Annotated in this window: 15 protein-coding genes, 3 rRNA genes and 1 pseudogene; 3 read left to right on the forward strand and 16 right to left on the reverse strand. The window is 66.5% G+C overall.

Annotation, left to right across the window (positions count from 1 at the left end; all coding sequences use genetic code 11):
- Positions 1-49 precede the first annotated feature (49 nt).
- From nadD to SNAS_RS27115, 11 genes and pseudogenes are all read right to left on the reverse strand, one after another.
- Positions 50-634 carry a nicotinate-nucleotide adenylyltransferase gene (nadD, locus tag SNAS_RS27065; protein WP_041627007.1) on the reverse strand — a complete coding sequence of 195 codons (585 nt, stop codon included), beginning with the start codon at positions 632-634 and terminating at the stop codon, positions 50-52.
- Positions 635-665: 31 nt separating this feature from the next.
- On the reverse strand, positions 666-3182 hold the full coding sequence (gene pepN / locus SNAS_RS27070) for an aminopeptidase N (protein WP_013020679.1): 2517 nt from the start codon (positions 3180-3182) through the stop codon (positions 666-668).
- A 93-nt stretch (positions 3183-3275) separates the two neighbouring features.
- A 5S ribosomal RNA gene (gene rrf, locus SNAS_RS27075) occupies positions 3276-3393 on the reverse strand.
- 185 nt (positions 3394-3578) lie between these two features.
- Positions 3579-6723 (reverse strand): 23S ribosomal RNA (locus SNAS_RS27080).
- A gap of 355 nt (positions 6724-7078) precedes the next feature.
- Positions 7079-8598: ribosomal RNA gene (locus SNAS_RS27085) — 16S ribosomal RNA — on the reverse strand.
- Together the 16S, 23S and 5S rRNA genes form the textbook arrangement of a ribosomal RNA operon.
- Before the next feature lie 528 nt (positions 8599-9126).
- The gene (gene obgE, locus SNAS_RS27090; RefSeq protein WP_013020680.1) at positions 9127-10569 is read right to left on the reverse strand and encodes a GTPase ObgE; all 1443 of its coding nucleotides are present in this window, start codon (positions 10567-10569) and stop codon (positions 9127-9129) included.
- Between the two features lie 75 nt (positions 10570-10644).
- Complete coding sequence (gene rpmA, locus SNAS_RS27095) at positions 10645-10899, reverse strand: 50S ribosomal protein L27 (protein ID WP_013020681.1); 255 nt, start codon at positions 10897-10899, stop codon at positions 10645-10647.
- A gap of 13 nt (positions 10900-10912) precedes the next feature.
- Positions 10913-11227, reverse strand: coding sequence for a 50S ribosomal protein L21 (rplU, locus tag SNAS_RS27100; RefSeq protein WP_013020682.1), 315 nt, complete (start codon positions 11225-11227; stop codon positions 10913-10915).
- 131 nt (positions 11228-11358) lie between these two features.
- A pseudogene (locus SNAS_RS27105) lies at positions 11359-13497 on the reverse strand (Rne/Rng family ribonuclease); the annotation flags it as partial.
- Positions 13498-13750: 253 nt separating this feature from the next.
- Complete coding sequence (locus SNAS_RS27110) at positions 13751-14476, reverse strand: TIGR03936 family radical SAM-associated protein (RefSeq protein ID WP_041627010.1); 726 nt, start codon at positions 14474-14476, stop codon at positions 13751-13753.
- A 35-nt stretch (positions 14477-14511) separates the two neighbouring features.
- The gene (locus tag SNAS_RS27115) at positions 14512-16473 is read right to left on the reverse strand and encodes a TIGR03960 family B12-binding radical SAM protein (protein WP_013020685.1); all 1962 of its coding nucleotides are present in this window, start codon (positions 16471-16473) and stop codon (positions 14512-14514) included.
- 25 nt (positions 16474-16498) lie between these two features.
- Between SNAS_RS27115 and SNAS_RS27120 the strand changes: the two genes are divergently transcribed.
- The 3 genes from SNAS_RS27120 (at position 16499) to SNAS_RS27130 (ending at position 19295) form a co-directional block, all read left to right on the forward strand.
- Complete coding sequence (locus SNAS_RS27120; protein ID WP_013020686.1) at positions 16499-17158, forward strand: hypothetical protein; 660 nt, start codon at positions 16499-16501, stop codon at positions 17156-17158.
- Positions 17159-17318: 160 nt separating this feature from the next.
- Positions 17319-18212: a hypothetical protein gene (locus tag SNAS_RS27125; RefSeq protein ID WP_013020687.1), complete on the forward strand. Its 894-nt coding sequence runs from the start codon at positions 17319-17321 to the stop codon at positions 18210-18212.
- Positions 18213-18338: 126 nt separating this feature from the next.
- Positions 18339-19295, forward strand: a complete 957-nt coding sequence (locus tag SNAS_RS27130; RefSeq protein ID WP_144300653.1) for a single stranded DNA-binding domain-containing protein — start codon at positions 18339-18341, stop codon at positions 19293-19295.
- A 69-nt stretch (positions 19296-19364) separates the two neighbouring features.
- Here SNAS_RS27130 and SNAS_RS35995 read toward each other — a convergent pair whose 3' ends face one another.
- From SNAS_RS35995 to SNAS_RS27160, 5 genes are all read right to left on the reverse strand, one after another.
- Complete coding sequence (locus SNAS_RS35995; protein WP_169313927.1) at positions 19365-21641, reverse strand: hypothetical protein; 2277 nt, start codon at positions 21639-21641, stop codon at positions 19365-19367.
- A 157-nt stretch (positions 21642-21798) separates the two neighbouring features.
- The gene (gene eccE, locus SNAS_RS27145) at positions 21799-23070 is read right to left on the reverse strand and encodes a type VII secretion protein EccE (protein ID WP_013020692.1); all 1272 of its coding nucleotides are present in this window, start codon (positions 23068-23070) and stop codon (positions 21799-21801) included.
- Positions 23071-23195: 125 nt separating this feature from the next.
- On the reverse strand, positions 23196-24449 hold the full coding sequence (locus tag SNAS_RS27150) for a S8 family peptidase (RefSeq protein WP_013020693.1): 1254 nt from the start codon (positions 24447-24449) through the stop codon (positions 23196-23198).
- Between the two features lie 95 nt (positions 24450-24544).
- Positions 24545-26230, reverse strand: a complete 1686-nt coding sequence (locus tag SNAS_RS27155; protein ID WP_013020694.1) for a WXG100 family type VII secretion target — start codon at positions 26228-26230, stop codon at positions 24545-24547.
- Between the two features lie 25 nt (positions 26231-26255).
- Positions 26256-26816, reverse strand: a complete 561-nt coding sequence (locus SNAS_RS27160; protein WP_013020695.1) for a hypothetical protein — start codon at positions 26814-26816, stop codon at positions 26256-26258.
- Positions 26817-26937 lie beyond the last annotated feature (121 nt).

The following is a 26937-nucleotide window of genomic DNA, read 5'->3' on the forward strand; positions in this document are numbered from 1 at the left end:
CATGTCTACTCAAGTTTCTCACGGTCGGCCGACATCGCACCCGGGGTTTTCACTCCGACCCCACTGTCGCGCGATAAAGCCCGTGCTTGTCGATATAACGGACGACCTCGTCAGGCGTGAGAAACCAGATCGGACGCCCTTGCGCGACCCGTTCGCGACAATCGGTCGACGACACGTCGATCCCGGGCATGTCGACCGTCACAACCTCCGCGTGCGCCGGCAGCCGGGTCGCGCCGCGCCGGTGCCCGGTCCGGTTGACGGCCGCGAAGGTCGCCAGCGAGAACACCTCGTCCACCGCCTTCCAGGTCAGCACCGTCTCCACCGTGTCGGCGCCGATGATGAAGAACAGCCGGACGCCGGGCCCGTACTTCCGCCCCAGGTCGCGCAACGTGTCGACAGAGTAGGTCGGGCCGGGCCGGTCGACGTCGACACGGCTGACCCGGAAACGTGGGTGCGAGGCGGTCGCCAGCAGCGTCATCGCGTAACGATGCTCGGCGTCGGAGACCGTGGTGTCCGCCTTGTGCCAAGGCTGCCCGGTCGGCACGAACACGACCTCGTCGAGATCGCACCGATCCGCGACCTCCGCCGCCGCGACCAGGTGACCGTTGTGGATGGGGTCGAAGGTGCCGCCCATGACGCCGACCCGTCGCGGCCGTGATCCCTTGTCACCCACGCCTCGATCCTAACCGTCCACCACGTACCCGCCGGGCCAGACGCAGGTCGGAGCCCATGTCGACGATCACCCGCCGCAGGATCGCGTGCAGCCGATCCTCACCCGCCGTGGTCTCGGCGAGCGCGATCGTCTCCTCGTCCACCGCGTACCGCGGGAACAACGCCCGCGCCAGGTGCATCTGCTCCCACGGCGCCCGGGCGCTGAGCTTGCTGCTGGCCTCGCCGAAGAACCGCCCGACGTAATCACGGGTCAGCTCCTCCTGCTCCGGCCACCAGAACCCCTCGGCGGTGGCCCGCAGCAGGTGGTTCGACAGCGTCTGATCCGTCAGCACCGTCTCCCACGCGGTCTCCTTCGCCTCCAGCGACGGCAACGCCGCGCGACAGGTCGCCGCGTTCTTGAAACCCTCCGAGCTGGAATCGCGTTCCAGTTCGGCGTCGATATCGCTGTCGTGCACCTCGCCCAGGACCGCCAGCCGCAGCAACAACCGCCACCGCAGATCGCTGTCGAGGGCCCGGCCCTCGACCGTCTCGCGCTCCAACAGCAGCCCGCGCAGCCACTCAACGTCCACGGCGGCACCGATCTCAGACCGCAAGGCGGCCAACTGGATGCCACTGCCCGGCTCGGCCCGCTGCCGCACCGACCGCGTGATCTCACGCAGCTTCGCCGCCCCGGCCTCACGCCCCGACACCGGCAGATAGCAGTTCACGGCGGTACGGGCGAACGCCAGCTGCTGTTGCAACGGAGCGGTCCGCTTCTCCCCCGACAGCGTCCGGCCGAGGATGTCCAGATAGTCCGGCACCGACAGCTCGGCACAGCGGACCATGTCGATCAGCATCGTCCACACGATCGCCCGCGCCACACTGTCCTCCACTGTCAACAGCGCGGACGGGACAGCCGCGAAACTGTCCGCGTCCAACCGGACCTTCGCGTACGCGACAGCGTCATCGTTGAGCAGCAACAGATCTGCGGCCTCAGTGCCCTCCAGCTGTGGAACCACCGTGCGCTCACCGGATACGTCGACGGCCACCCGGCTCGCCAGAACCAGCCGCTCCCCGTCCTTTCGATACAGTCCCAGCCGGACGTGATGCGGACGCAACGTCGGATTCCCGGCCGGTGCGGTCTGCTCGATCTCGACGCGCCGGTATCGGCCCGCCTCCACCTCGCAGTCGACCCGCAGCGTGTTAGGCCCCGCGGTACGAAGCCACCGCTGCGACCATTCCGACAGGTCGCGGCCACTGGCGTTGCTGAAACAGTCCATGAGGTCCGACAGCGACGCGTTCCCGAACCGGAACTTCTCGAAGTACTCGCGCAGCCCACTGAAGAACACCTTGTCGCCCAAAGCGGCGGCCAACTGCTCCAGCACCGCCCCGCCCTTGTCGTAGGAGATCGCGTCGAAATTGCTGAGAGCCGCCCCGCTCTCGGCGACATCACCCGACACCGGGTGCGTCGACGGCTGTTCGTCCGCCTCATAGGCCCGCTGACGGCTGTTCACCGCGTTGGCCTTGGCATCGCCGTACCTGGTCCCCTCCGTCGCGGCCCGATAGCCCATGCAGTCGGCGAAGGACTCGTTGAGCCACAAGTCATCCCACCACCGCATGGTGACCAGGTCACCGAACCACATGTGGGCCATCTCGTGAGCGATCGTCGCCGCCGTGTTCTCACGCGTCGCCTCGGTCTGGGCGCTGCGGTGCAGGAACCGCTCATCCCGGAACGTCACACACCCCGGGTTCTCCATCGCCCCCGCGTTGAACTCCGGCACGAAGCACTGGTCGTACGTCTCGCCAAAGGGATACCGCACGCCGTACAGGGCGTTCAGACGATCCCAGCAGCCGAAGGTGACCTCGAACAACTCATCCGCGTCCCGATCCAGCGTGTCACTGAACGACCGACGCGAATGCAACCCGAACCGAACACCATCGTGTTCCCGATACAACGAATGGTAAGGCCCCGCCACCACCGTGACGAAGTACGTGGCCAGCGGTTTCGTCTCGACGAACTCCCACCGGCCGCCACCAAGCCGGGTACCCGCCTCGTTGGCCGTGACCGTCCAGTCCTCAGGAGCCGTCACTGTCAACCGGTACGGGGCCTTGAGATCCGGTTGCTCGAAGCAGGCGAAGACACGGCTCGCCATGTCCAGGAAGCCCATCATGTAGGTGTAGGTGAGGCCGTCCTCCGGGTCTGTGAACCGGTGCAGGCCCTCGCCGTCATGCGCGTACGCCATGTCGGCCTGGACGACCAGCTCGTTCGACGCCGCCAGGTTGTCCAGATGAAAACGACCATCCCCCAGACCATCCACATCGAGGCTCTCCCCGTTGAGGGTCACCGAGACCAACGTCCGCGGATCGATCTCCACGAACGTGGACGAACCCGGTGTGCGACAAGAGAACCGGATCGTGGTCGACGAACCGAAAACCTCATCGCCCCTGGTCAGGTCAAGATCGACGTCATACGACTCCACGGTGAGCAGATCGTGCCGCACCACGGCTTCTTCACGCTTCAAGCTAGGCATGGACTCGATCCTGCCGTATCGCCCGAACGCGACCGTCAATGGATACAAAAAATGCCTCGCGGCCCCATTGCTGGGGCCGCGAGGCGAAGTTAAGTCCGGCGGTGTCCTAGTTTCCCGCTCCGTGTCCAGAGCAGTATCATCGGCGCGGGGAGGCTTAACTACCAGGTTCGGGATGGAACTGGGTGTTTCCCTCCTGCAAAAAACCACCGGCACAACTTTGCAAGTAGCAGTCTGGGTCGCGTCTGCCTGGTTGTGGCTGCGCGGTTCCCGGCTCACGGTCGAGTGTGGGCCGGTTATGTCCCGGGCTACTTGGAGTCCGTTATGGAGTTAGAGGTTTGTTGTTTGGGATTCGTATAGTGGGTGCTTCGCGTCTGTGTGTGTCTCAGCGTGGAGAGTGTTGTTAAGTGGTCGGCTTGTTAGTACCAGTCAACTGAACACATTGCTGTGCTTACATTTCTGGCCTATCAACCCAGTCGTCTGGCTGGGAGCCTTCACACGCTAGGTGATGGAGACTTTATCTTGAAGTCGGTTTCCCGCTTAGATGCTTTCAGCGGTTATCCGTTCCGAACGTAGCTAACCAGCCGTGCACCTGGCGGTACAACTGGCACACCAGAGGTTCGTCCGTCCCGGTCCTCTCGTACTAGGGACAGGTCTTCTCAAGTTTCCTGCGCGCGCGGCGGATAGGGACCGAACTGTCTCACGACGTTCTAAACCCAGCTCGCGTGCCGCTTTAATGGGCGAACAGCCCAACCCTTGGGACCTGCTTCGGCCCCAGGATGCGACGAGCCGACATCGAGGTGCCAAACCATCCCGTCGATATGGACTCTTGGGGAAGATCAGCCTGTTATCCCCGGGGTACCTTTTATCCGTTGAGCAACACCGCTTCCACTTGCCGGTGCTGGATCACTAGTCCCTGCTTTCGCATCTGCTTGACCCGTCGGTCTCACAGTTAAGCTTCCTTGTGCACTTGCACTCGACACCTGATTGCCAACCAGGCTGAGGAAACCTTTGGGCGCCTCCGTTACTTTTTGGGAGGCAACCGCCCCAGTTAAACTACCCACCAGGCACTGTCCCTCGACCGGATAACGGTCGCAGGTTAGATACTCCAAACAATCAGAGTGGTATTTCAACAACGCCTCCCCATGAACTAGCGTCCACGGTTCACTGGCTCCCACCTATCCTACACAAACTGTCCAAAGCATCAATACCAAGCTGTAGTAAAGGTCCCGGGGTCTTTCCGTCCTGCCGCGCGTAACGAGCATCTTTACTCGTACTGCAATTTCGCCGGGCCTGTGGTTGAGACAGTGGGGAAGTCGTTACGCCATTCGTGCAGGTCGGAACTTACCCGACAAGGAATTTCGCTACCTTAGGATGGTTATAGTTACCACCGCCGTTTACTGGCGCTTAAATTCTCCGCTTCACCCTTACGGGTTAACGGGTCCTCTTAACGTTCCAGCACCGGGCAGGCGTCAGTCCATATACATCGAATTACTTCTTCGCATGGACCTGTGTTTTTAGTAAACAGTCGCTTCCCCCTGGTTTCTGCGACCACCCCCAGCTCCTGGAGTAAATCCATTCACCGAGTGTGGTCCCCCTTCTTCCGAAGTTACGGGGGCAATTTGCCGAGTTCCTTAACCACAGTTCACCCGATCGCCTTAGTATTCTCTACCTGACTACCTGTGTCGGTTTGGGGTACGGGCCGCTCGATACATCGCTAGAGGCTTTTCTCGACAGCATGGGATCACCGACTTACACCTTCATTCAGGCTACCCGTCACATCTCACCCTCGTGTGGTACGGATTTGCCTATACCACGGGCTACATGCTTGGCCCGGCACTACCAGTCACCGGGACCGGCTACCCTCCTGTGTCACCCCATCGCTTGACTACTACCAGGCGGGGTCCCAGCCGCCCCACACACTCACCGGCCCGAAGGCCAATGTCGCGGTGGTTTGGGTGGTTAGCACACACAAGATTCATCATGGTCGTATCTTCGCGGGTACGGGAATATCAACCCGTTGTCCATCGACTACGCCTTTCGGCCTCGCCTTAGGTCCCGACTTACCCAGGGCGGATTAGCCTGCCCCTGGAACCCTTAGTCATCCGGCGGCAGGGTTTCTCACCCTGCTTTCGCTACTCATGCCTGCATTCTCACTCCCGCCACCTCCACAACTCGCTTCCGCGGCTGCTTCTATGGTGACAGGACGCTCCCCTACCCACCCACACACCTAGACACGCCACCGTAATGGCGAGCCGGGTTATTGTGTGAGTGTCACAGCTTCGGCGGTGTACTTCAGCCCCGCTACATTGTCGGCGCGAAACCACTTGACCAGTGAGCTATTACGCACTCTTTCAAGGGTGGCTGCTTCTAAGCCAACCTCCTGGTTGTCTACGCGATGACACATCCTTTTCCACTCAGTACACGCTTAGGGGCCTTAGCTGGTGATCTGGGCTGTTTCCCTTTCGACTACGAAGCTTATCCCCCGCAGTCTCACTGCCGCGCTATTAGCCTTACCGGCATTCGGAGTTTGGCTGACTTCAGTAAGCTTGTCGGCCCCCTAGGCCAACCAGTGCTCTACCTCCGGCAAGAAACACGCGACGCTGCACCTAAATGCATTTCGGGGAGAACCAGCTATCACGAAGTTTGATTGGCCTTTCACCCCTACCCACACCTCATCCCCCAGCTTTTCAACGCTGGTGGGTTCGGGCCTCCACGACCTCTTACAGCCGCTTCACCCTGGACATGGGTAGATCACTTCGCTTCGGGTCTAGGACACGCGACTCAATTCGCCCTATTCAGACTCGCTTTCGCTACGGCTACCCCACACGGGTTAACCTCGCCACGCACCACTAACTCGCAGGCTCATTCTTCAAAAGGCACGCCATCACCCACCGCAGGTAAACCCACGCGTAGGCTTTGACGGATTGCAAGCACATGGTTTCAGGTACTATTTCACTCCCCTCCCGGGGTACTTTTCACCATTCCCTCACGGTACTAAATCCGCTATCGGTCACCAGAAAGTATTTAGGCTTACCAGGTGGTCCTGGCAGATTCACAACAGATTCCACGAGTCTGATGCTACTCGGGTGCCCACTAAGGCAGGTGCCATGTTTTCGGTTACCGGACTATCACCGTTTACCGTTCCGCTTTCCAACGGATTCACCTAACACGACACTTTCTTACTACCCTCTCCATCGGCAGATAGAGAAAAGTGGGTCCCACAACCCCGCACACGCAACCCCTGCCGGGTATCACACGATGCACGGTTTAGCCTCTTGCGCGTTCGCTCGCCACTACTAACACAATCACGGTTGTTTTCTCTTCCTACGGGTACTGAGATGTTTCACTTCCCCGCGTTCCCTCCACACGCCCTATACATTCAGGCGCGGGTAACACCACATAAATGATGCTGGGTTTCCCCATTCGGACATCCTGGGATCACAGCTTTGTTGACAACTCCCCCAGGCTTAACGCAGCCTCACACGTCCTTCATCGGCTTCTGGTACCAAGGCATCCACCATGTGCCCTACACAACTTAACACAACACAAGCAACCTCAACGGTCGCTCAAAACACTAAGACACAAACACAACCAACAAGGACACAAACCAAAGGCTTGGGCCCGGCGATGTCGGTTGTGCGATTAGATGCTCGCACCCACTATACAAATCTCAAACAACACACCAGCTGGCCTGTTTCCTCGCTACCAGCGAGAACTCAACCAGCCACTGAAAACTCAGCGCCCGGACCAGGAAACTCCTGACCGGAGGTCTGTTTTTTCAGGACCTAACAGGGTGTCTTGTGATCCACGAAAGTTCGCGGGAAAGTCAATGTGTTGCACATTTACCAGGTGTATTTAGAAACCCCGTAGGGTTTCTAGCTGGTTGTGCTCCTTAGAAAGGAGGTGATCCAGCCGCACCTTCCGGTACGGCTACCTTGTTACGACTTCGTCCCAATCGCCAGCCCCACCTTCGACCGCTCCATCCCACGAGGGGTTAGGCCACGGGCTTCGGGTGTTGCCGACTTTCATGACGTGACGGGCGGTGTGTACAAGGCCCGGGAACGTATTCACCGCAGCGTTGCTGATCTGCGATTACTAGCGACTCCGACTTCACCCAGTCGAGTTGCAGACTGGGATCCGAACTGAGACCGGCTTTACGAGATTCGCTCCACCTCACGGTATCGCAGCCCTCTGTACCGGCCATTGTAGCATGCGTGAAGCCCTGGACATAAGGGGCATGATGACTTGACCTCATCCCCACCTTCCTCCGAGTTGACCCCGGCAGTCTCCCATGAGTCCCCGCCATAACGCGCTGGCAACATAGGATAAGGGTTGCGCTCGTTGCGGGACTTAACCCAACATCTCACGACACGAGCTGACGACAGCCATGCACCACCTGTCACCCGATCCGAAGAGGCACCTGTCTCCAGGTGTTTCCGGGTGATGTCAAACCCAGGTAAGGTTCTTCGCGTTGCATCGAATTAATCCGCATGCTCCGCCGCTTGTGCGGGCCCCCGTCAATTCCTTTGAGTTTTAGCCTTGCGGCCGTACTCCCCAGGCGGGGCGCTTAATGCGTTAGCTACGGCACGGAACCAACAAATGTGACCCCACACCTAGCGCCCACCGTTTACAGCGTGGACTACCAGGGTATCTAATCCTGTTCGCTCCCCACGCTTTCGCTCCTCAGCGTCAGAACAAGCCCAGAGATCCGCCTTCGCCACCGGTGTTCCTCCACATATCTGCGCATTTCACCGCTACACATGGAATTCCGATCTCCCCTACTTGCCTCAAGCCTGCCCGTATCCACCGCAAAACCAGAGTTAAGCCCTGATCTTTCACGACAGACGTGACAAGCCGCCTACGAGCCCTTTACGCCCAATAAATCCGGACAACGCTTGCTCCCTACGTCTTACCGCGGCTGCTGGCACGTAGTTAGCCGGAGCTTCTTCTGCAGGTACCGTCATTTTCACTTCGTCCCTACCGAAAGAGGTTTACAACCCGAAGGCCGTCATCCCTCACGCGGCGTCGCTGCGTCAGGCTTTCGCCCATTGCGCAATATTCCCCACTGCTGCCTCCCGTAGGAGTCTGGGCCGTGTCTCAGTCCCAGTGTGGCCGGTCGCCCTCTCAGGCCGGCTACCCGTCAAAGCCTTGGTGAGCCATTACCCCACCAACAAGCTGATAGACCGCGAGCCCATCTTCAGCCGAAAAACTTTCCACACCCGTCTCATGCGAGAAGATGTCGTATCCGGTATTAGACCCCGTTTCCGAGGCTTATCCCAAAGCCAAAGGCAGATTACTCACGTGTTACTCACCCGTTCGCCACTCGAGTACCCCCGAAAGGGCCTTTCCGTTCGACTTGCATGTGTGAAGCACGCCGCCAGCGTTCGTCCTGAGCCAGGATCAAACTCTCCAACAAAAAACTCGCACCCACACCAACCACTCCCCAAAAGGGAAAGCAACGGTGCATCAGGTGACTGACTTCTTGCTGCAAAAGCATCCTGACCATATTCAAAAGAAATGATCAAGGAATCAAACAAAAGATTCAAACCTCAACACCACAACCACACGGTCGCGGCTTAACGAGGCCCACACACTGACCATCACAAAACACCCTGTTAAGTTCTCAAAAAACACACCCACACCAGTCCTGACCGCTCATCTCGAGCTTTGGGCCTCTGGTGAAGCGCAACCTCTTAACTCTACCAGTCTCGATTTCGTCGCTTCCCGGGGGGTCTTGCCCCTCCGGCCGCGCGATACCGGACTCGATATTGCTGAGGATTTCCCACGAGCCTGCCAGGCGCAAGCCGATGTCGCAACGTTTTTTCGTTGAGATTTTGGGCTTGCCCTGTCCGGTTCCCCGCGGGCAAGAACTAAGTTACGCCATGGGTCTCAGGGCCCGCAAGCCGGGGGGTGGGTGTTACGTACCACCCACCGTTTCCGCAGGTCAGGACGGATCTTCTTCGGCGTCGTCCTCGGAGTCGGGTTCCTCGGTCGTCGCGCGGCGGGCCTTGCGGGCGGCAAGCCGATCGGCCGCCGAGACTCGGTTGTCGGTTTCGAACCGGGGGTCGGTGCCGCGAGGGCCGCTCATCGCGATGGTCGCCGGGTCGGTGGGTTCCCACTCGAACTCGACCGCGCCGATGCGCACCAGACAGCCGGGGGTGGCCCCCGCCTTGGCGAGCGCGGTCTCGGCGCCGATCTTGGCGAGCCGGTCGGCCAGGTAGCCGACGGCCTCGTCGTTGCTGAAGTCGGTCTGCCGCACCCAGCGTTCCGGTTTGGCGCCGGTGATGTGGAACACGCCGTCCTTGGTTTCCTTGATCTCGAAACCGGAGTCGTCGACTCCCTGGGGGCGCAGCACGATCCGGGTGGGTTCGGGACGGGGCTGGGACTCACGGTGGGCGGTGACGGCGGCGGCCAGCGCGTAGGTCAATGTGGATAGACCCTTGCGGGCAACGGCGCTGACCTCGTACACCGGCCAGCCACGGGTCTCGACGTCCGCGCGCACCAGTTCGGCGAGTTCGGCGGCCTCGGGCACGTCGATCTTGTTGAGCACGACGATGCGGGGGCGATCGGTGAGTCCGCCGTACTCGGCGAGTTCGTGTTCGAGCGCGTCGATGTCCGACAGCGGGTCGCGGCCGGGTTCCAGGGTGGCGCAGTCGACGACGTGGGCCAGGACCGCGCAGCGCTCGATGTGGCGCAGGAATTCCAGGCCGAGCCCTTTGCCGTGTGCCGCACCGGGAATCAGGCCCGGGACGTCGGCGATGGTGAAGGTGGTCTCGCCCGCCGAGACGACGCCGAGGTTGGGGACCAGGGTCGTGAACGGGTAGTCGGCGATCTTGGGGCGGGCCGCCGACAGCGCGGCGATCAGCGAGGACTTGCCCGCCGAGGGGAAGCCGACCAGGCCGACGTCGGCGACGCTCTTGAGTTCCAGGACCGCGTCGAGGGCTTCACCCTCCTCGCCGAGTTCGGCGAAGCCGGGGGCCTTGCGGGCGGCGTTGGCCAGGGCGGCGTTGCCGCGTCCGCCACGGCCGCCACGGGCGAGCACGATGCTGGTGCCTACGCCGGTGAGGTCGGCGATGACCTCGCCGTCGGCGGACTGCACCACGGTGCCGTCGGGGACCTTGAGGTGCAGGCTCTTGCCGAAGGCGCCGTTGCGGTTGGAACCCTGGCCGCCCTTGCCGTTGCCCGCCTTGGCGTGCGGGTGGAAGTGGAAGTCCAGCAGCGTGTGGACGTTGGGGTCGACCTCCAGGACGACGTCGCCGCCATGGCCGCCGTTTCCTCCGTCCGGCCCACCGAAGGGTTTGAACTTTTCCCGGTGGATCGACACGCAGCCGTGGCCACCGGTGCCCGCCTGGACATGCAGGACCACGCGGTCGACGAAGGAACTCACCCGTTCTCCTTAACACGAAAAGCGGACCCAGGAGTATCGACTCCCGGATCCGCTGGGTTGCTTCTTGGTTCGGACCTACTCGCCCGAAACGATGCTGACGGTCTTGCGTCCGCGGCGCTTGCCGAACTTGACCGCGCCCGCCGCGAGGGCGAACAACGTGTCGTCCTTGCCGCGACCGACCTGGTCACCGGGGTGGAATTTGGTGCCGCGCTGGCGGATCAGGATCTCACCCGCGTTGACGCGCTGGCCGCCGTAGCGCTTCACGCCGAGGTACTGGGCGTTGGAGTCGCGCCCGTTGCGCGAGCTGGACGCACCTTTTTTGTGTGCCATGTCGAGTGACCTCCTACTTCCCGCCGCTGATGCCGGTGACCTTGACCCGGGTCAGCTGCTGACGGTGACCCTGGCGCTTGTGGTAGCCGGTCTTGTTCTTGAACTTGTGGATCTTGATCTTGGGGCCCTTGAAGTGGTCCACCAGCTCACCGTTGACGGTGACGCCGGACAGAGCCTTGGCGTCGGTGGTCACCTTGCCCTCGTCCACGAGGAGAACCGCGGGCAGCGTCACAGTATCGCCCGGCTCGCCCGCGAGCTTTTCCACCTCAAGGACGTCACCTTCGACGGCCTTGTACTGCTTGCCGCCTGTCTTGACGATTGCGTACATCTGACGCTTGTCTCCTCGGTTGACTCCCTCGCTTCTCAGCGAGGACATGCTTGTCGGCCCGAAAACAGGCCGTCGTCCAAAATACGTCATCACGTGGGTGCCCCACAAACCGGGGCGCTGTGTCCACGCTCTCAAGCCGCCGCTTGACCGTTCGTGGTGCTGGCCTCGGCGATCTTGCGGGTCTGCTCAGCGGCCGATTTGGCCACCTCGCTGACGGACTTTCCCTTGTTGGCGTTCTTGCTTTCCTTCTTCTTGCCGCTCTTGCCCTCGGCCTTGCCGTTGTTGCTCTTCTCCGGTTTGGCGTTGGCGAAGTTGCCCGACAGGTCGGTGTCGACGATGACACCGCGGCCCTTGCAGTGTTCGCAGGGTTCGCTGAAGGCCTCGAGCAGGCCCTGACCCACGCGTTTGCGGGTCATCTGGACCAGCCCGAGCGAGGTGATCTCGGTGACCTGGTGCTTGGTGCGGTCCCGGCCGAGGCATTCGGTCAGGCGCCGCAGCACCAGATCCCGGTTGCTCTCCAGCACCATGTCGATGAAGTCGATGACGATGATGCCGCCGATGTCGCGCAGCCGCAGCTGCCGGACGATCTCCTCGGCCGCCTCCAGGTTGTTGCGGGTGACGGTCTCCTCGAGGTTGCCGCCCGCGCCGGTGAACTTGCCGGTGTTGACGTCGATGACCGTCATCGCCTCGGTGCGGTCGATGACGAGGCTACCGCCCGAGGGCAGGAACACCTTGCGGTCCAGCGCCTTGAGCAGTTGTTCGTCGACGCGCTGTTCGGCGAAGATGTCGCCGGTGCCGGTGTGCCGTTTCAGCCGGGACACCAGGTCGGGCGAGACGGAGCTGAGGTACTTCTCGACCTCGGCGTAGGCGGCGTCGTCGTCGACGATGACCTCGTTGAAGTCCTCGTTGAAGACGTCGCGGACGACGCGGACGAGCAGGTCGGGTTCGGCGTGCAGCAATGCCGGGGCGCCGCCCTTCGCCGCTTTGGCCTCGATGGCCTCCCACTCGCTCTGCAACCTGGCGATGTCGCGTTCGAGGTCGTCGGTGTCGGCGCCCTCGGCCGCGGTGCGGACGATGACGCCCGCGCCCTCGGGGACGAGCTTCTTGAGCGTGCTGCGCAGCCGTCGGCGCTCGGAGTCCGGGAGCTTGCGCGAGATGCCCGAGGCGTTGCCGTGCGGCACGTAGACGAGGTGGCGGCCGGACAGCGCGATGTGGCTGGTCAGGCGGGCGCCCTTGTGGCCGACCGGGTCCTTGGTGACCTGGACCAGCACCGAGTCGCCGGCGTTCATGGCCTGCTCGATGGTGCGGGTGCGTCCCGACAGGCCGGTGCGGTCCCAGTTGACCTCGCCCGCGTACAGGACGGCGTTGCGGCCCCGGCCGATGTCGATGAACGCGGCCTCCATGCTGGGCAGGATGTTCTGGACCTTGCCCAGGTAGACGTTGCCCGCCATGCCCTGGCCGCCCGCGCGGGTGACGAAGTGCTCGACGAGCAGGTCGTCCTCCAGGACCGCGATCTGGGTGCGGTCGCCGTGTCCGCGCACCACCAGGGTGCGGGCCACGGATTCGCGGCGGGCCAGGAACTCGGATTCGCTGATGACCTGCGGGCGGGTGCGGCGCTGGCCACGGCCTTCGCGACGGCGCTGCCGTTTGGCCTCCAGCCGGGTGGAGCCGGACAGGCCCTGGACGTCGTCGCCGGAGACCTCGCGGGCCTTGCGGACCTTGACCACGACCTCGGTCTTGCCGTCGCTGTCGGCGGCGCTCTTGTCGCTCGCGCTGCCCGCGCGTTTGCGCTGGCGGCGACGTCGGCGTGTCACCCCGTCGGCGTCGGTGTCGGCGGCGGGCTGCTGCTCGTCGTCGTCCTGACCCGGCGTGTCCTCGGTGTCGCCGCCGTCGGCGCCGGTGCCCTTGCCACGGCCCCGGCCGCGACGGCCCCGGCGGCCGCGTTTGCCGCGGGCGGTCTCGTCGTCGTCGCCGTCGTCCTCGGCTTCGGGCTCGGCGGCCTCGGGGGCGGCGGTCTCACGCTCGGCGCCGCGTTTGCGGGTGCGGCGCCGGGTCGGGGCCTGGGGCTCGTCGTCGGTCTGCTGGGTTTCCTCGGCCTCGGCCGCTTCGTTGCCGCCACCGCTGCGGGACCGGGAGCGGCGGCGCCGCTTCACCCCGGTCTCCTCGGTCTCGGTGGAGTCGCTCTCGGTGCGCGCCGGCGGCGGTGGGGCCGCCTGGGCTTGCGGAGCGACGAACAGAAGGGGCGCGGGCTGAACCCGCTGCCGATTGGAATCGTCGTCGTGCATGTGGAATACCACTCCGTTTTCCGCCGGACCCGGGCGCGCAACCTTTGCCATTGCGCAGCCACACGGGCTCGACTAGTCAGCTGGCGCCACCCGCGGGCGGTGCCGAAGTCTTCATCGCCCGACCCGAAACACCCCTAGGGTCGAGCCCGCTCTGGTGAGCGGCTTTCACCGGCGACGTCCCGGCTGTCGCCAGCCGCTGCGCGGGTCGGACACCGCCGCGAGGCAATCAGGCCAGCGATCACTCACCGGCGCTGACACGCGGATGTACACGATCCGCGTGGAGAGGATCGGCGATGTCACCGGACTCCGTCAGCGGCCCCTGTGCTAGCCGGGTGACTCGGGGTGGCACCGGCAGCTCCAAGTTCGCTACCAGCGACAACCCGGACAAGACGTCATCGGGCCGTACCGCAGGTGTCACCTGCCGCACGACAAGGTCGAGTATGGCACACCTGGCTGAAGCGGGCCCGGCAACCGGCTCGGTCTTGGCGCTGACCACGGCGTTTCTCGCGTCGAAGGCGCGGTTGCCCTTCTTGGTCAGCCGGGTGACGGTGACCGTCTCGGCGGCCAGGAACGCCGCGACCGCCGCGTCCAGACGCTCCGGTTCGAGCTCGGGCAGCTCGATACGCCAGTGCGAGGCCTCCATCCGGTCGGCGAAGCCGCTGGTGCGGGCCTCGACGACCTCCAGGATGTCGAGACCATCGGGCAGCGCGGCGTCCAGGGCCTTGGCCATCTCGTCGCAGTCGGCCTCGCGGCGCAGCGCCAGCTCGGCGTACTCGGCTTCGCTGGCCACGCCGGTGGGCGCCGCCGACTGGTAGGACACCCGGGGGTGCGGGTGGAAGCCGGACGAGTAGGCGATCGGGACCCCGGCGCGGCGCAGCGCCCGCTCCAGGGCGCGGGCGAAGTCGCGGTGCGAGGTGAACCGCAGCCGGCCGCGTTTGGTGTAGCGGATCCGCAGCCGCTGCACCGCCGGTTCCTGCGGTTCGGGTTGCTTCTTGGGGCTCACTGTCCGCTCACCGCCGAGACCGGACGGGAGTCGGCGCCCGCGACGCTCAACGGCAGCAGCTTCCTGCCGGTGGGGCCGATCTGGATCTCGGTGTCCATGGCGGGGCAGACGCCGCAGTCGAAGCACGGGGTCCAGCGGCAGTCGTCGAGTTCGACCTCGGAGATCGCGTCCTGCCAGTCCGACCACAGCCAGTCCTTGTCGAGGCCGGAGTCGAGGTGGTCCCAGGGCAGCACTTCGTTCTCGTCGCGTTCGCGGGTGGTGTACCAGGCGAACGAGACGCCGTGTTCGGGCAGGACGGCCTCGGCGGCGTCGTACCAGCGCTCGTAGGAGAAGTGTTCGCTCCAGCCGTCGAAGCGACCGCCCTCCTCCCACACCTTGCGAATGACGCCCGACAGGCGGCGGTCGCCGCGCGACAGCAGTCCCTCGATGAGCGAGGGGCGGCCGTCGTGGTAGCGGAAACCGATGGCGCGGCCCAGGGACTTCTCGGAGTTGATGGCGTCCTTGAGCAACTTCAGCCGCCGGTCGACGGTCTCGGCGTCGGTCTGGGCGGCCCACTGGAACGGGGTGTGCGGCTTCGGAACGAACCCTCCGATGGAGACGGTGCAGCGGATGTCGCTGCGGCCGGAGGCCGTGCGTCCGGCCTTGATCACCTTGTGCGCCATGTCGGCGATGCCGACGACGTCCTCGTCGGTCTCGGTGGGCAGGCCGCACATGAAGTACAGCTTCACCTGCCGCCAACCGTTGCCGTAGGCCGTGACGACGGTGTTGATGAGGTCTTCCTCGCTGACCATCTTGTTGATGACGCGGCGGATGCGTTCGCTGCCGCCCTCGGGGGCGAAGGTCAGGCCGGAGCGGCGTCCGTTGCGGGACAGTTCGTTGGCGAGGTCGACGTTGAAGGCGTCGACGCGGGTGGACGGCAGCGACAGCGAGACGTTCTCGCCCTCGTAGCGGTCGGCCAGGCCCGAGCACACGTCGGCGATCTCGGAGTGGTCGGCGCTGGACAGCGACAGCAGCCCGACCTCGTTGAAGCCCGACTCCTCGATGCCTTTGTGGACCATCTCGCCGATGGTGGTGATGGAGCGTTCCCGCACCGGGCGGGTGATCATGCCCGCCTGGCAGAACCGGCAGCCACGGGTACAGCCGCGGAAGATCTCCACCGCGTAGCGTTCGTGCACGCTCTCGGCCAGCGGCACCAGCGGCTTCTTCGGGTACGGCCAGGCGTCGAGGTCCATTGTGGTTCGCTTGTGGACCCGGAACGGGACGTCGGCGCGGTTGGGGACCACTCGCCGGATCCGGCCGTCGGGAAGGTAGTCGACGTCGTAGAAGCGGGGGACGTAGATGCTCTCGGTGCGGGCCAGGCGCAGCAGCAGTTCGTCGCGGCCACCGGGACGGCCCTCGTTCTTCCAGTCCCGGATGATGTCGGTGATCTCGCCGACGGCCTCCTCGCCGTCGCCCAGCACCGCGGCGTCGATGAACTCGGCGATCGGCTCCGGGTTGAAGGCCGCGTGGCCACCGGCCACCACGACCGGGTGGGATTCGTCCCGGTCGGCCGCCGACAGCGGAATGCCCGCCAGGTCCAGCGCGGTGAGCAGGTTCGTGTAGCCCATCTCGGTGGCGAACGAGACCCCGAAGGCGTCGAAGGCGCCCACCGGACGGTGCGCGTCGACGGTGAACTGCGGGACATCGTTCTCCCGCATCAGTTTCTCCAGATCCGGCCACACCGAATAGGTGCGCTCGGCCAACGCGTCGGCGCGTTCGTTGAGCACCTCGTAGAGAATCTGGATACCCTGGTTCGGAACACCGACCTCGTAAGCGTCGGGGTACATCAGCGCCCAGCGCACCGTAGCCTCGTCCCAGTCCTTGACGACAGCCCCCAGCTCACCGCCGACGTACTGGATAGGCTTGCCCACCTGAGGCAGCAGCGATTCAAGCTGCGGATATACGGAGGTTACGCTCATAACTGTTCAGAGTATCGAGCCGAATATGCCATCGAGCCCGGGTAAGGGCGGCGGGCATCACCGGGGCAGCCATCGTGGCCCGGCCCGGGGCCCGCAGCTGCTCAAGGCCGGTGGGCTGTTGCTCGCCGTCGCGCTGCTGTTGGCCGCGGTCGGTTTTGGCATCGTCTGGACGACCGACTCCCAGACCTCCGAACCGGGGAAATTCAAAGCCGATCGGGTCAAGGACCTGTGCGACGCGGTGAACGCCGAGGGGATCCAGAAGTTCGCCCCCAAGGAGGACGACCGCCAAAGCGACAGCGACAAGAAGCAGAACCCGGCGAAGTTCACCTGTGAACTGCGTTTCACCTCCGGCGAGGAATCCACCTCATACCAGGCGATCACGTTGAGTGTGGACGCCCGGGTCGCCGCGACCGTCGGGGACGCCGAGAAGGCCTTCGAGGGTGTCGTCGACTACGAGAAGTCGCGTGGGTTCGCCGTCGACAAGTCCTCCGAGGGCGACCAGGCGGCGGTGGTGCCCAAGGCCAATACCGATCCGCAGGAGTGTCGGGCGCACATCCGCTCCAGCAACGCGGTACTTTCTGCCGAGTTGACGGTGTCCGGTTCCCAGTTGTCCTGCGCCAAGGAAGGTGTGGAGCTGCTGCTCGAAACCGGCACGTCCACGCTAGACGTTATGCGATCGGAATAGGCCATACCTTTCGCCGCTTGCGATCCTGAGCCATCATCGAAGGTGATCGTGTGCGAAGCATCGAGGGTGATCGTGTGACCGGCTGCGGGTGCACGCGCCATTTCCGGCACGCGGTACTGTCCCAAGCAGGTTTCCCGATAGTTACCGAGGAGAAGGCGCGATGACGGGCCCGTACCAGCCGCCCGGCGGAGACTTCAATTCGCCGTTCGGCCCGCCCGACCCGAATTCACCTTTCACACCGGCCCCCGGGTCACAGGGTGGGGATTCGCAGGGTTCCAAGGACGAGGACGAATCCTCGCCGTACGAAGGGGTCCAGTACGAACTGGAGACCCCCGGCCAACCGCCGATGACACCCCCGCCGCACAGCGGGCCACCCTCCTACGGGCCCACTCCTCCCCCGCCCCCGGCGTATGCCCCGCAACCGACGTTCATGCCGTCGGCGCCGCCCAAGAAGTCCAACAACGGTCTGCTCATCGGCGGCGTCATCGCCGGTGTCGTGGTGTTGCTGCTCCTGGTCGGCATCGTCATCTTCGCGGTGGCCCTCGGCTCGTCCGACGGCAGCGGCGACGACGCCGACAACGCGAAGTACAAGATCCCGTCCTCGCCGTGCAGCGACGTCGACCTGTCGCCGGTGACGGCCCTCGCGTCGTTCTCGACCGAACCGACGCCCAGCTCCAGTGACTACGGGTCCTACGGCTCGGCCTCGTGCAGCGGCGGCTCGCTCGGCGACTACGCGACCAGCACCTACGGCTACTTCAACATGTACATCTACACCTACGACGACGTCGCCGGCGCCGAGTCGATGTACAAGACCGACACCAGCGGACTGTCCGGCTGCGAGACCTCCGACCTCAGCGGATCCTGGGACCAGGGCACGCTCGGCAAGGGCTCCAGTTGCTACTACGGGACCTCCGGCAGCATGACCGTCCTGGTCATCCAGGACGCCAACCTCGAAGCCAAGATCTCGCTCGACGTGACCGAGGACCTGTCCTCCGGCGCGGAGGACGCGGTGAAATCGGTGGCCGACAGCCTGCTGACGGCCTCCAAAGCCTGATTCCACCGGCCGCCCCGGCGCACCGCGCACAAGCCGGGGCGGCCGGTGCGGATAATGTGCGGTATTGGCTGATGCGGGAAACCCCGTCCCGTATCGCTTGGCAGGGAGAAACGAAAGGTACTCGACGTGACTGGCCGTCATTCACAGCCGGACGACCCATACGGACGCCACTCCGCCCCCGCGCCACGCGGCCCCGAGGACCTGCCCACCGCGGGCCGTCGTCCCGCTCCGTCGCCCGGGTACCGTCCGGCCCCCGAACCGCAGCGGCAGCAACCGGCGCCGCAGTACGGCGATGCCCCACCCGAATGGGACAGCGACGAGAACACGTACATGATCAGCAAGCTCGGTTATGTGCCCAAGGAGTCGCGCGGCGACCACGCCCCGGAGTACTTCGACACCGAGACGGTGACCGCCGCCGACCGCTCCAAGTTCCGCACCCGCAAACGGGCCAAGAAGGCCTCGGTGGTGTCGCGGATCCTGGCCGGGGTCGTGGCGCTGGTCGTCCTGGGCGGCATCGGGTTCGGCATCTGGTTCCTGGCCGGCAGCGGCGCCGACGACAAGGGGAACGGGCTCACCTACGCCGCGCTGTCCAAGCCGTGCGACAAGCTCGACCCCGCGCCGATGAAGGACATCACCGGGGGCTCCGACGTCAAGGCCACCAAGGACGAGGTCGAGAAGCACGCGCACTCGACCGAGCAGTTCTGTGAGGCGTCGTTCGGCAAGCCCGGCGAGGGCGGCAGCGTCGCGGTGAACACGCAGGTGTTCAAGCGCGACGCCGGAGCCAAGAACGCCTATGAGGACGCGCTGGACGAGGCCGAGCTGAACGCCGAGGAGGCCACCGAGACCGGCGGCGGCGAGCAGCTCATCGAAACCGTCGACGGCGTCGGCACCAAGGCGTACTCGAACACCCGCAAGGCCGCCAAGGGCAGCAAGACCGTCGACTACACGCTGGTCTACTACCAGGACAACGCCTTCATCGAGACCCGGCTGTCGGTGTACAACGGCGCCGCCTCGCTGTCGGAGGTCAAGGGCTACACCAAGGCCGTCGCGCAGAAGTACATGGAGAACTGGGCCGCGGCCTAGGTTCGCCGACGGCGACGTGACACGCGTGAGGGGCCCGGCTCTTTCGAGCCGGGCCCCTCGTCGTCGTTGTCAGTGATCGCGGGTGGGTTCGCCGAACATCTGCTTCTCGATCGAGGTCGCGTTGGCCCACACGTAGCGCTCCTTGGCGCCGACGCGCAGCATCGCGAACATGTCGTCGTAGAGCATCTGCAGCAGCCCCACCGTCTCGGCGTTGACGCGCAGCGCCGCCTGGGCGGCCGCGGCCTCGTCGGGGTTGATGCGTTGCAGCACCGTCAGATGGGCCTCCTCGACGGCCTGCGAGCCGTAGAGGGTGAGCCGGGGCAGGATGGTCAGCTGGGTGCGCCACGGGCCCAGGATCGGCGTCGTGGAGGTGCCCTGTTCGCCGACGTCGTAGACGTACAGCGCCGGGGAGTGCGGGTTCGCGTCCACGGTGACGGGACGGTCGCCGTGCAGCACGGCGAGCCGGTCCTCGCGGCCGGTGGCCGTGGGGCCCAAGCCTTCCCACACCTGCGGGCGGGTGGTGCACACCGCGACCCGGGCGCCGACGGCCAGGGCGCGGAACACGACCAGCCGGGCGGCGAAGGCGCCGCCGACGACGGCCGCCTTGACGGCCTCGGGGCGGAACAGCGGTGCCACCACGGGCTTCTGCTCGGCGTCGCGGCCCAGCACCAGCCCCGAGGGCGGCGCCGGGGTCACCATGAGTTCCAGCGCCTTGCTGCTGGCGTGGAAACCCTTGGGACGCAACGGGTCGACGGGACGTCCGATGGTGGGGACGACCGTGGGGGCGTCATCCAGGGACGGCAGACCGTACACGGTGCCCGAGGTCGGGGCGCCCGACAGCGGCCGCCCCATGGGGCCGCCGGAGAACGGTGAACCGGACACGGGTGGGCCGGAGAACGGGTTGCCCGACATGGGGACACCGGAGACCGGCGGACCCGAGAACGGGCTGCCGGAGATCGGTGGTCCCGAGATCGGCGGGCCGGAGACCGGACGGCCCGAGGGCGGCCCGGAGATCGGAGGGCCGGACACGGGACGGCCGGACGGCGGGCCGGAGATCGGGGCCCGGTTGCCGGTGGGCGGCAGCGCGGGGGTGCCGCCGGGGATCTTCCCGGTCGGACCCTCGCCGGCGCTGGCGGCCGGGGTGAACTGCGGCGGGCCCGACGGCGTCGAGGGCGGCACGCTCATGGGCGGCGGTGCCGGCCGCGCCGGGGGCTGCGGGGTGCCGGAGGTCGGGCTCGACGGCGGTGGTGGCGGGAACTGCGGGGCGCCCGAGGTCGGGGAGCTCGGCGCGACCGGCGGTGAGGTCGGTGCGGCCGGTGGGGGTGGCGCCTGCGACGCCGCCGGGGAGCTCGGTGCGGCCGCCGGGGAACTCGGAGCCGCGGCGGGCGGCGAGGTCGGGATCGCGGTCGTCGGCGGGGCCTGTGACGCCGCAGGAGAGCTCGGCGCGGCGGGCGGCGGTGCCTGCGGCGCGGCCGGGGAGCTGGGTGCCGCAGCGGGTGAGGTCGGGGTGGCGGAGCCCTGCGGCCGCTGCGGAGGCGGCGGTGGGGTCGCGGGCTTGGCGCCGCCCAACTTGCGCGTCTGCGCGCCGGGGACGTTCGCCGAGGGCGTGCGGGTGTCGGCGGGCGGCTGCTGCGGCTGCGCCGCCGGAGGCGGCGGGCTGGTGGGCTGGTTCGCGGGCGGCTGTCCGGCGGACGGCTGCTGACCCTGTGAGGGCGGCGGCACCGAGGCACTGGAGCGGTACGAGGTCGACGAACGCTGCCCCGAAGCGGGCGGCTGCCCCGCCGACGGCGGCGGCTGCTGACCCTGCGAAGGCGGCGGCACCGAAGCGCTGGAGCGGTAGGACGTCGACGAACGCTGCCCAGGAGACGATGGCGCCTGCGGCGGGGCCTGGCCCTGCGAGGGTGGCGGCACGGAAGCGCTGGAACGGTACGAGGTCGACGAACGCTGCCCCGAAGCGGGCGGCTGCCCCGCCGACGGCGGCGGCTGCTGACCCTGCGAAGGCGGCGGCACCGAAGCCGAGCCACGGGTCGCGGGACGCTGACCGGCCTGCGGGTACTGCTGCGTCGGCCCCTGGCCGGACGCCTGCGGGTTCGGTTGGGTCGGCTGCCCGGCGGCGGGCGGCGACTGCGGCGGCTGTCCCGGCGGCGGCACCGCGGCGCTGGAGCGGTACGGCGACTGGGGCGGCCGGGGCCCGCGGGGCGGGAACGGTCCGGGCGGCGGTGGCTTCGGCTGGTCGCCGCTCGGCGACTGCGGCCGGGCCGAACCTCGGTAGGAGGTGCGCGGTTCGCCGTTCTCGTCGCGCTCCTCGCCGTTGCCGCGCTGCTCGTCGTTGCCCTGCTGGCTCATCGCGCGCCTCCTGTAGTCCGGACGGAGGCCGCGGCCTCGACGTCGCATTGCTGGCTTCGGGCCCGCTCGCCGACCGGGGTGAGGGCGGGGGCCGCGAAGCGCGGGGCATCGTGGAATCGCGCCGGGGCCGAAGCGACGGCGGCGCCACTGTGGTGGGTCATTGCGCCCCTCCCCCGGTGGGGGCGGAGGCGTAGGTCGCGGGGCCCTGCTCACCGTCGAGCCGCTCCAGCTTGGCGCCCAAAGATTCGGCGGCGCCTCGCACCCGCGCCTGTCCGGCGGCTGAGGTCTGGGCGTCACCGGTGATGCGGATCAGGCACTCGACCTCGACGCGGCGGCCGGTGGGGCGGCCGTCGGGGTCACGGGCCTCGACGACGCCGGGCCGCAGGATGACCGAGGCGGTGTTGAACACGGCCGGGACCGCGGCGAGCACGTCGATGAGGTGGCGCAGCGTCCCCTCGTCGGTCGGGAAGCGCACCACCCGGTAGGTGACGTGCTGGAGGCCGTCGCCCTGCCACTGCGACCAGGATTCGCCGCAGCGGATCTGACCGGCCGGGATGTCGGTGCGCGACAGGCCCAGCGACTCGCGCAGCGTGTCGCGCAGACCGTCGGCGTCCAGGACCCGGTTCTCGACGCCCGCGTTGCGCAGCAGCTTGCCGACCCGGCTGACGGTGACGGCCAGCGCCTTGTGGACGCCCTCGACGTCACCGCCGCGGTCGGCGGCGGCGTCCATCGCGTCCTCGGTGTTCATCCGGACCGCCAGCCAGCTGGTGTGGTGCACCACGGCGGGCAGTCCGCCCAGCAGTTCCTGGTACGACATGGAGGCGGGGCTGCCGTCGTGTCCGACCAGCCCGATCGGCACCGTGTGCCCGACGACCTGGATGGCCGAGACCGGCACGCCGGACTCGGTGAACAGCCGCGCCAGCCGGTCCAGCGGGACCGGTTCGGTGACGCCGTCGACGCCGCCCATGGCCAGGGCCGCGAACCAGCCGCCCTCGTCGTGGCCGATGCCGATGTCGGTGTCGCGCTCGACGATGCCGACGATGCCCAGGTCGGGGGCGATGCCGTGCAGCGGCTCCTTGGACAGCCCGGCCTGACGCCGCCGTCCCGCCAGCCTGCGGCGCATCGGGATCGCCTGGTACAGCCAGACTCCACCGCCGCGCAGGAACGTCGGAATCAACAGCAGCAGGATGACGACGCCGCCGCCGATGTACCACGGCAGCGCCTGCTGCATCGTTTTGCCCATGTTGGCCGTGTACACCCCGGCGCCGACGCCGATGGCGGCCTCGATCGCGAACAGGTGCAGAAGCGTGAACGGGCCCAGTCGGCCGTTGTTGCGGGCCGAGAAGGCCACCGGTTCCTCGGGACGCCGCCGTCTCTCGGCGACGACGGCGGTGCCGCGTGCCGGCGCTTGGTGCTGCACCATCGTCATGTGGGTGTGGCCTCCTGGCTGCGCGTCTGGTCGCCTGCGGCGCTGTGCCTTCAGTCGGACGGGGGTGTGTCGCGGTTAATCGTATGCGGACGATGCACCAAAAGCCAGCGGGGGAAACCCGCTGCCTACCGGCCGGGACGGTTTTGACCGTAAGGCGGCGTTTGTGGCGTGGGAGTGCCGCCCGGCGGCGTGTCCGTGACCCTCGGGAAGGTTCCGGTATCAGAAATCCGGGGCATGTTGCCGGTGTCGCCGGAGGCGACTGGAGGTGCTGTCGATATGCGCGGCATGGCTCCCGTATGGGACATTCCCGGCGCGGCGGGCGCGGCCAGCAGCGCGAGCCGGTGGGAGCGGTCGCGCAGCCGCACGATCAGCACCAGCGCCGCCAGGCCCAGGACGCCGAGAACGGCGATGAGGAGCGCCAGCGTGGTGTTGCCGCCGTCGAGGACACCACCGCTGGCGGCGCCACCCGAGGTTGTGGCGCCCGCCTTGAGCGCCTGGGTCGGGTTGACGATGCCGTAACCGAGCTCCTCGTCGAACTTTCCCCTACCGGAGGCGGTGTCCCGCACGGCGGTGATGAGCTCCTCGCCCTTGAGCTCGGGCTGCTTCTGCTTGACCAGCGCCATGGTGCCCGCGATGATCTGGGCGGCGAACGAGGTGTCGCTGCCGGTGCCGTACTCGCCGCCGGGCAGCGCCATCGGCAGGTCCTGGGACGGGGCGGCGATCGTGTCCGCGTCGCCCTCGCCGGGAACCGGGGTGTCGGTGGCCGCCGGCTTGCCGTCCTTGTCGGAGCCGACGGCGTTGACGATCCCCGCGTACGGGAGGGCGGAGTCGCCGGTGTCGCTGGCGGCGACCACGACCGGGATGCCCTTCTTGGCGGCCTTCTGCACCACGACGCGCAGCTTCTCGTCGGCTGGCGCCGACACCGCCACGGCGATGACGTCGACCTTCTTCTCGGTGAGGAACATGATGGCGTCGGCGACGAGCGCGCCCTGCCCGTCCTGCCGCGCACCGGCGATGTCGGCGGAGACGATCTCGGCCCCGGGCGCGACGCCCAGGACCCCGTCGCTCTCACCGTGGCCGCGACCTGCCAGGATCGCCGCGTCGGCGGTGCCGTTGCCGCCCTGCTCGTTCGTGGGCTGGCCGAACACCTCGCCCTCGACGACCACGTCCTCGAGGTCCGGGTGCGACGGGTCGATGCCGGAGTCCACCAGACCGATCCGCACGCCCTCGCCGGTGGCCTCCTTGTGGGCCTCGAGCAGGTCCAGTGTTGTCAGATACCACTGCCGGGCTCGGACGTCGTCCGCGTGCGCGGTGGCCGGTACGGCCAGGACGGTTCCGGACGCGACCGCGAGCGCGGCGACAGCGCGAAGCACGCGCATCGGGCTACCAACTTCCTCTTTGTGAAACGCGAAACGGCGTTGGGGCTAGACCACCTTAGCGGTTACCCCAACGCCGCACGCTGTCCTAAAACGGCCTACCAGTCGTCCCAGGAGTCGTCGATGTCCTTCTTCTTGCGCTTGACGGACTTCCCGGGACGCTCACCGAAGACCGCCGGTCCGGCGGTGTGCTCGGCGTCCGTTTCCGGGGTGTAGCCGCGGATCACACCGGGCACCACGGTCTTGTCGACGTTGAACAGGTCGTCGAGCGGGCCGTCGCTTTCGATGGTCGCGGTGCGTTCCTCGTCGCGCCGACGAACCGTGCCGCGCGCGCCGCCCGCCGTCGGGGCGACCGCGGCCGGTGCGCCCGGCTGCTTGGCGCCGAGGATGACGCCGCGGCTCAGACCTTCGGCTCCGGTGCGGACCATGGGGGTCCGCACTCCGGCGCCCTGGTTGCCCGGGAGGTTCGCCGGACCGGCCATCTTGGAAGCCCGGGTTCCGAAGACGCCACGGGTGTCCATTCCGGCCTGTCCGACCCGGGAGGTCGGGTTCAGCATCGGGTTGGCGCGGGTTCCGGCCGTGGTGGGTGGCGGAACGTTCGGTCCGGTCATCGTGCGCTGGCCGATCACCGGCGGGCTCAGCGGCCGGACCGTCGGGTTCGGACGCTGCGCGTTGGCGATGCTCGGGCCGGTCATGGTCCGGGCGTTCGGTCCCGGTCCGGGACCGACGGGTCCGCGCTGCCCGATGACCGGCGGCACGGTGCGTCCCGGCGGACGCGGCGCGGGAGGCGCCACGGTCGTCGGCGGCTTGGCCGTGATCGGCGGCCGCGTGGTGATCGGCGGCCGGGCCGTGATCGGCGGGCGCGTCGTCACCGGCGGTTTGGTGACCGGCGGCGGCGTCGGCTTGGCCGTGATCGGCGGCCGCGTGGTGATCGGCGGCTTGGCCACTGGCGGCGGCACCGGCGGCTTGGCCACCGGCGGCGGCGTCACGATCGGCGGCGGCACCACGGGGGGCGGCGTCACCGGAGGTGGCGTGACCGGCGGCGGGGTCACCGGGGGCGGCGCGACCGGCGGAGGCGGCGTCTGCAGCTCCGGCGCCGGGCGGTGCTCCGGCGGCGGAACCGGACGGGAGCCACCGGGGTCGGTACCACCGGGGTTACGGCCTCCGGAGCTGGAGTCCAGGCCCGGCCACGGCGGGGCCTCGCCCGGGTCCGGCACCGGCTCGTACTGGCTGAAGTCCTTCGGGTTCCACAGCTCCTTGAGGTACGTGTCCTCCATGTTCTGGCCGTGCGTGTTGGCGGCCGCGCGGGCCGCCTCGTCGAAGGGCTTGCGCTTCTCGTTGTAGTCCTCGGCGGTGACGTTGTTGCCCTTGCCGAAGATCTGGCCGAGGTCGCCCAGGTCCTTGCTGTCGGCGTCCTCTTGCTTCTTCTGGTCCAGGCCGCCCTTGGCGGACTGCCACTTGGTGTTCTCGATGTCGACCAGGCGGCGGGTCTCGGTGGCGTCCTTGTGGATCTTGCGCCACGCGACGTCGTTTCCACTGGCGATCCGCTGAGCGTTCTCCATCGAGGCGATGGTGTTCTGCACCTCGAGGAAGTAACGGTCGGCGGCCTCGCCCTTCCAGGTCTTGCGGGCGGTCTCGAGGTCGGCCTTGAGGCCCTTGATCTGCTGGTCGAACAGCGACGCGGTCAGCTTCCAGCCGTCGGCCTGCTGATTCATCGTGTCGAGATGGTCGACACTCACCATGTCGTGGAGGTCTTCCACGTTCATGGATTGGTAGTCGTTCATGTCTCTCCTCCTCTTCCCGACTCGATTAGATGTTGGGCCGGTTCGAACCAGGGCCGGTGTTGTACGTGGGCGACCCCGGGGAATAGGTGTGGTCCACCGTGGTGGCGTTGTTCTTGTTCAGACCGGTCTTGGCTTCCAGGTCTTCGAGCGTCATCTTGTTCTGCGCGTCGATGCCGCCGACCTCGTTGACGATGATGCGGGTCAGGCGGGACAGGCGGTCCATTCCGTCGCGGAAGGTCTTGAGCAGCTCGGCGTTGCCCTTCATCGACTCGGTGTGGTAGTTCGCGGCGTTGACCGCGTGCACCCAGCGCTTGTCGCGCGCGATGGGGTTGACCTCACCCTGCGCGGCGTCGTACTCGGTGTTGTTGGTCAACTGGCCTTTGATCAGTTCCACGTTCCGGTCGTAGTCACCGAGACGGCCCGCGAGGTTGTAACCCAGCGAGTAGATCGACGCCGACTCCATTTCCACGAACGTCGCCGCGTGCAGACTCGGGGTCGCACGGGGTCCGTAGACCGGGGCCTCGTAAGGCGCGCAGTCGTTGACATTGGTGTTGCAGGTCGGTGTCTCGTTGTTCGAGTCGTTCATCGTCAAAACGCTCCACGAAAGTTATGGCACGGCACGCCAGCGCCGTGAGGGAGTCCATCAGTGGTGCGCCTAGGCTAACCCAATTCGGGACTTTCGTCTCTCCCCGATTCGTGCCACAGGG

The sequence above is a fragment of the Stackebrandtia nassauensis DSM 44728 genome (assembly GCF_000024545.1).
In the GTDB taxonomy this organism is placed as follows: domain Bacteria; phylum Actinomycetota; class Actinomycetes; order Mycobacteriales; family Micromonosporaceae; genus Stackebrandtia; species Stackebrandtia nassauensis.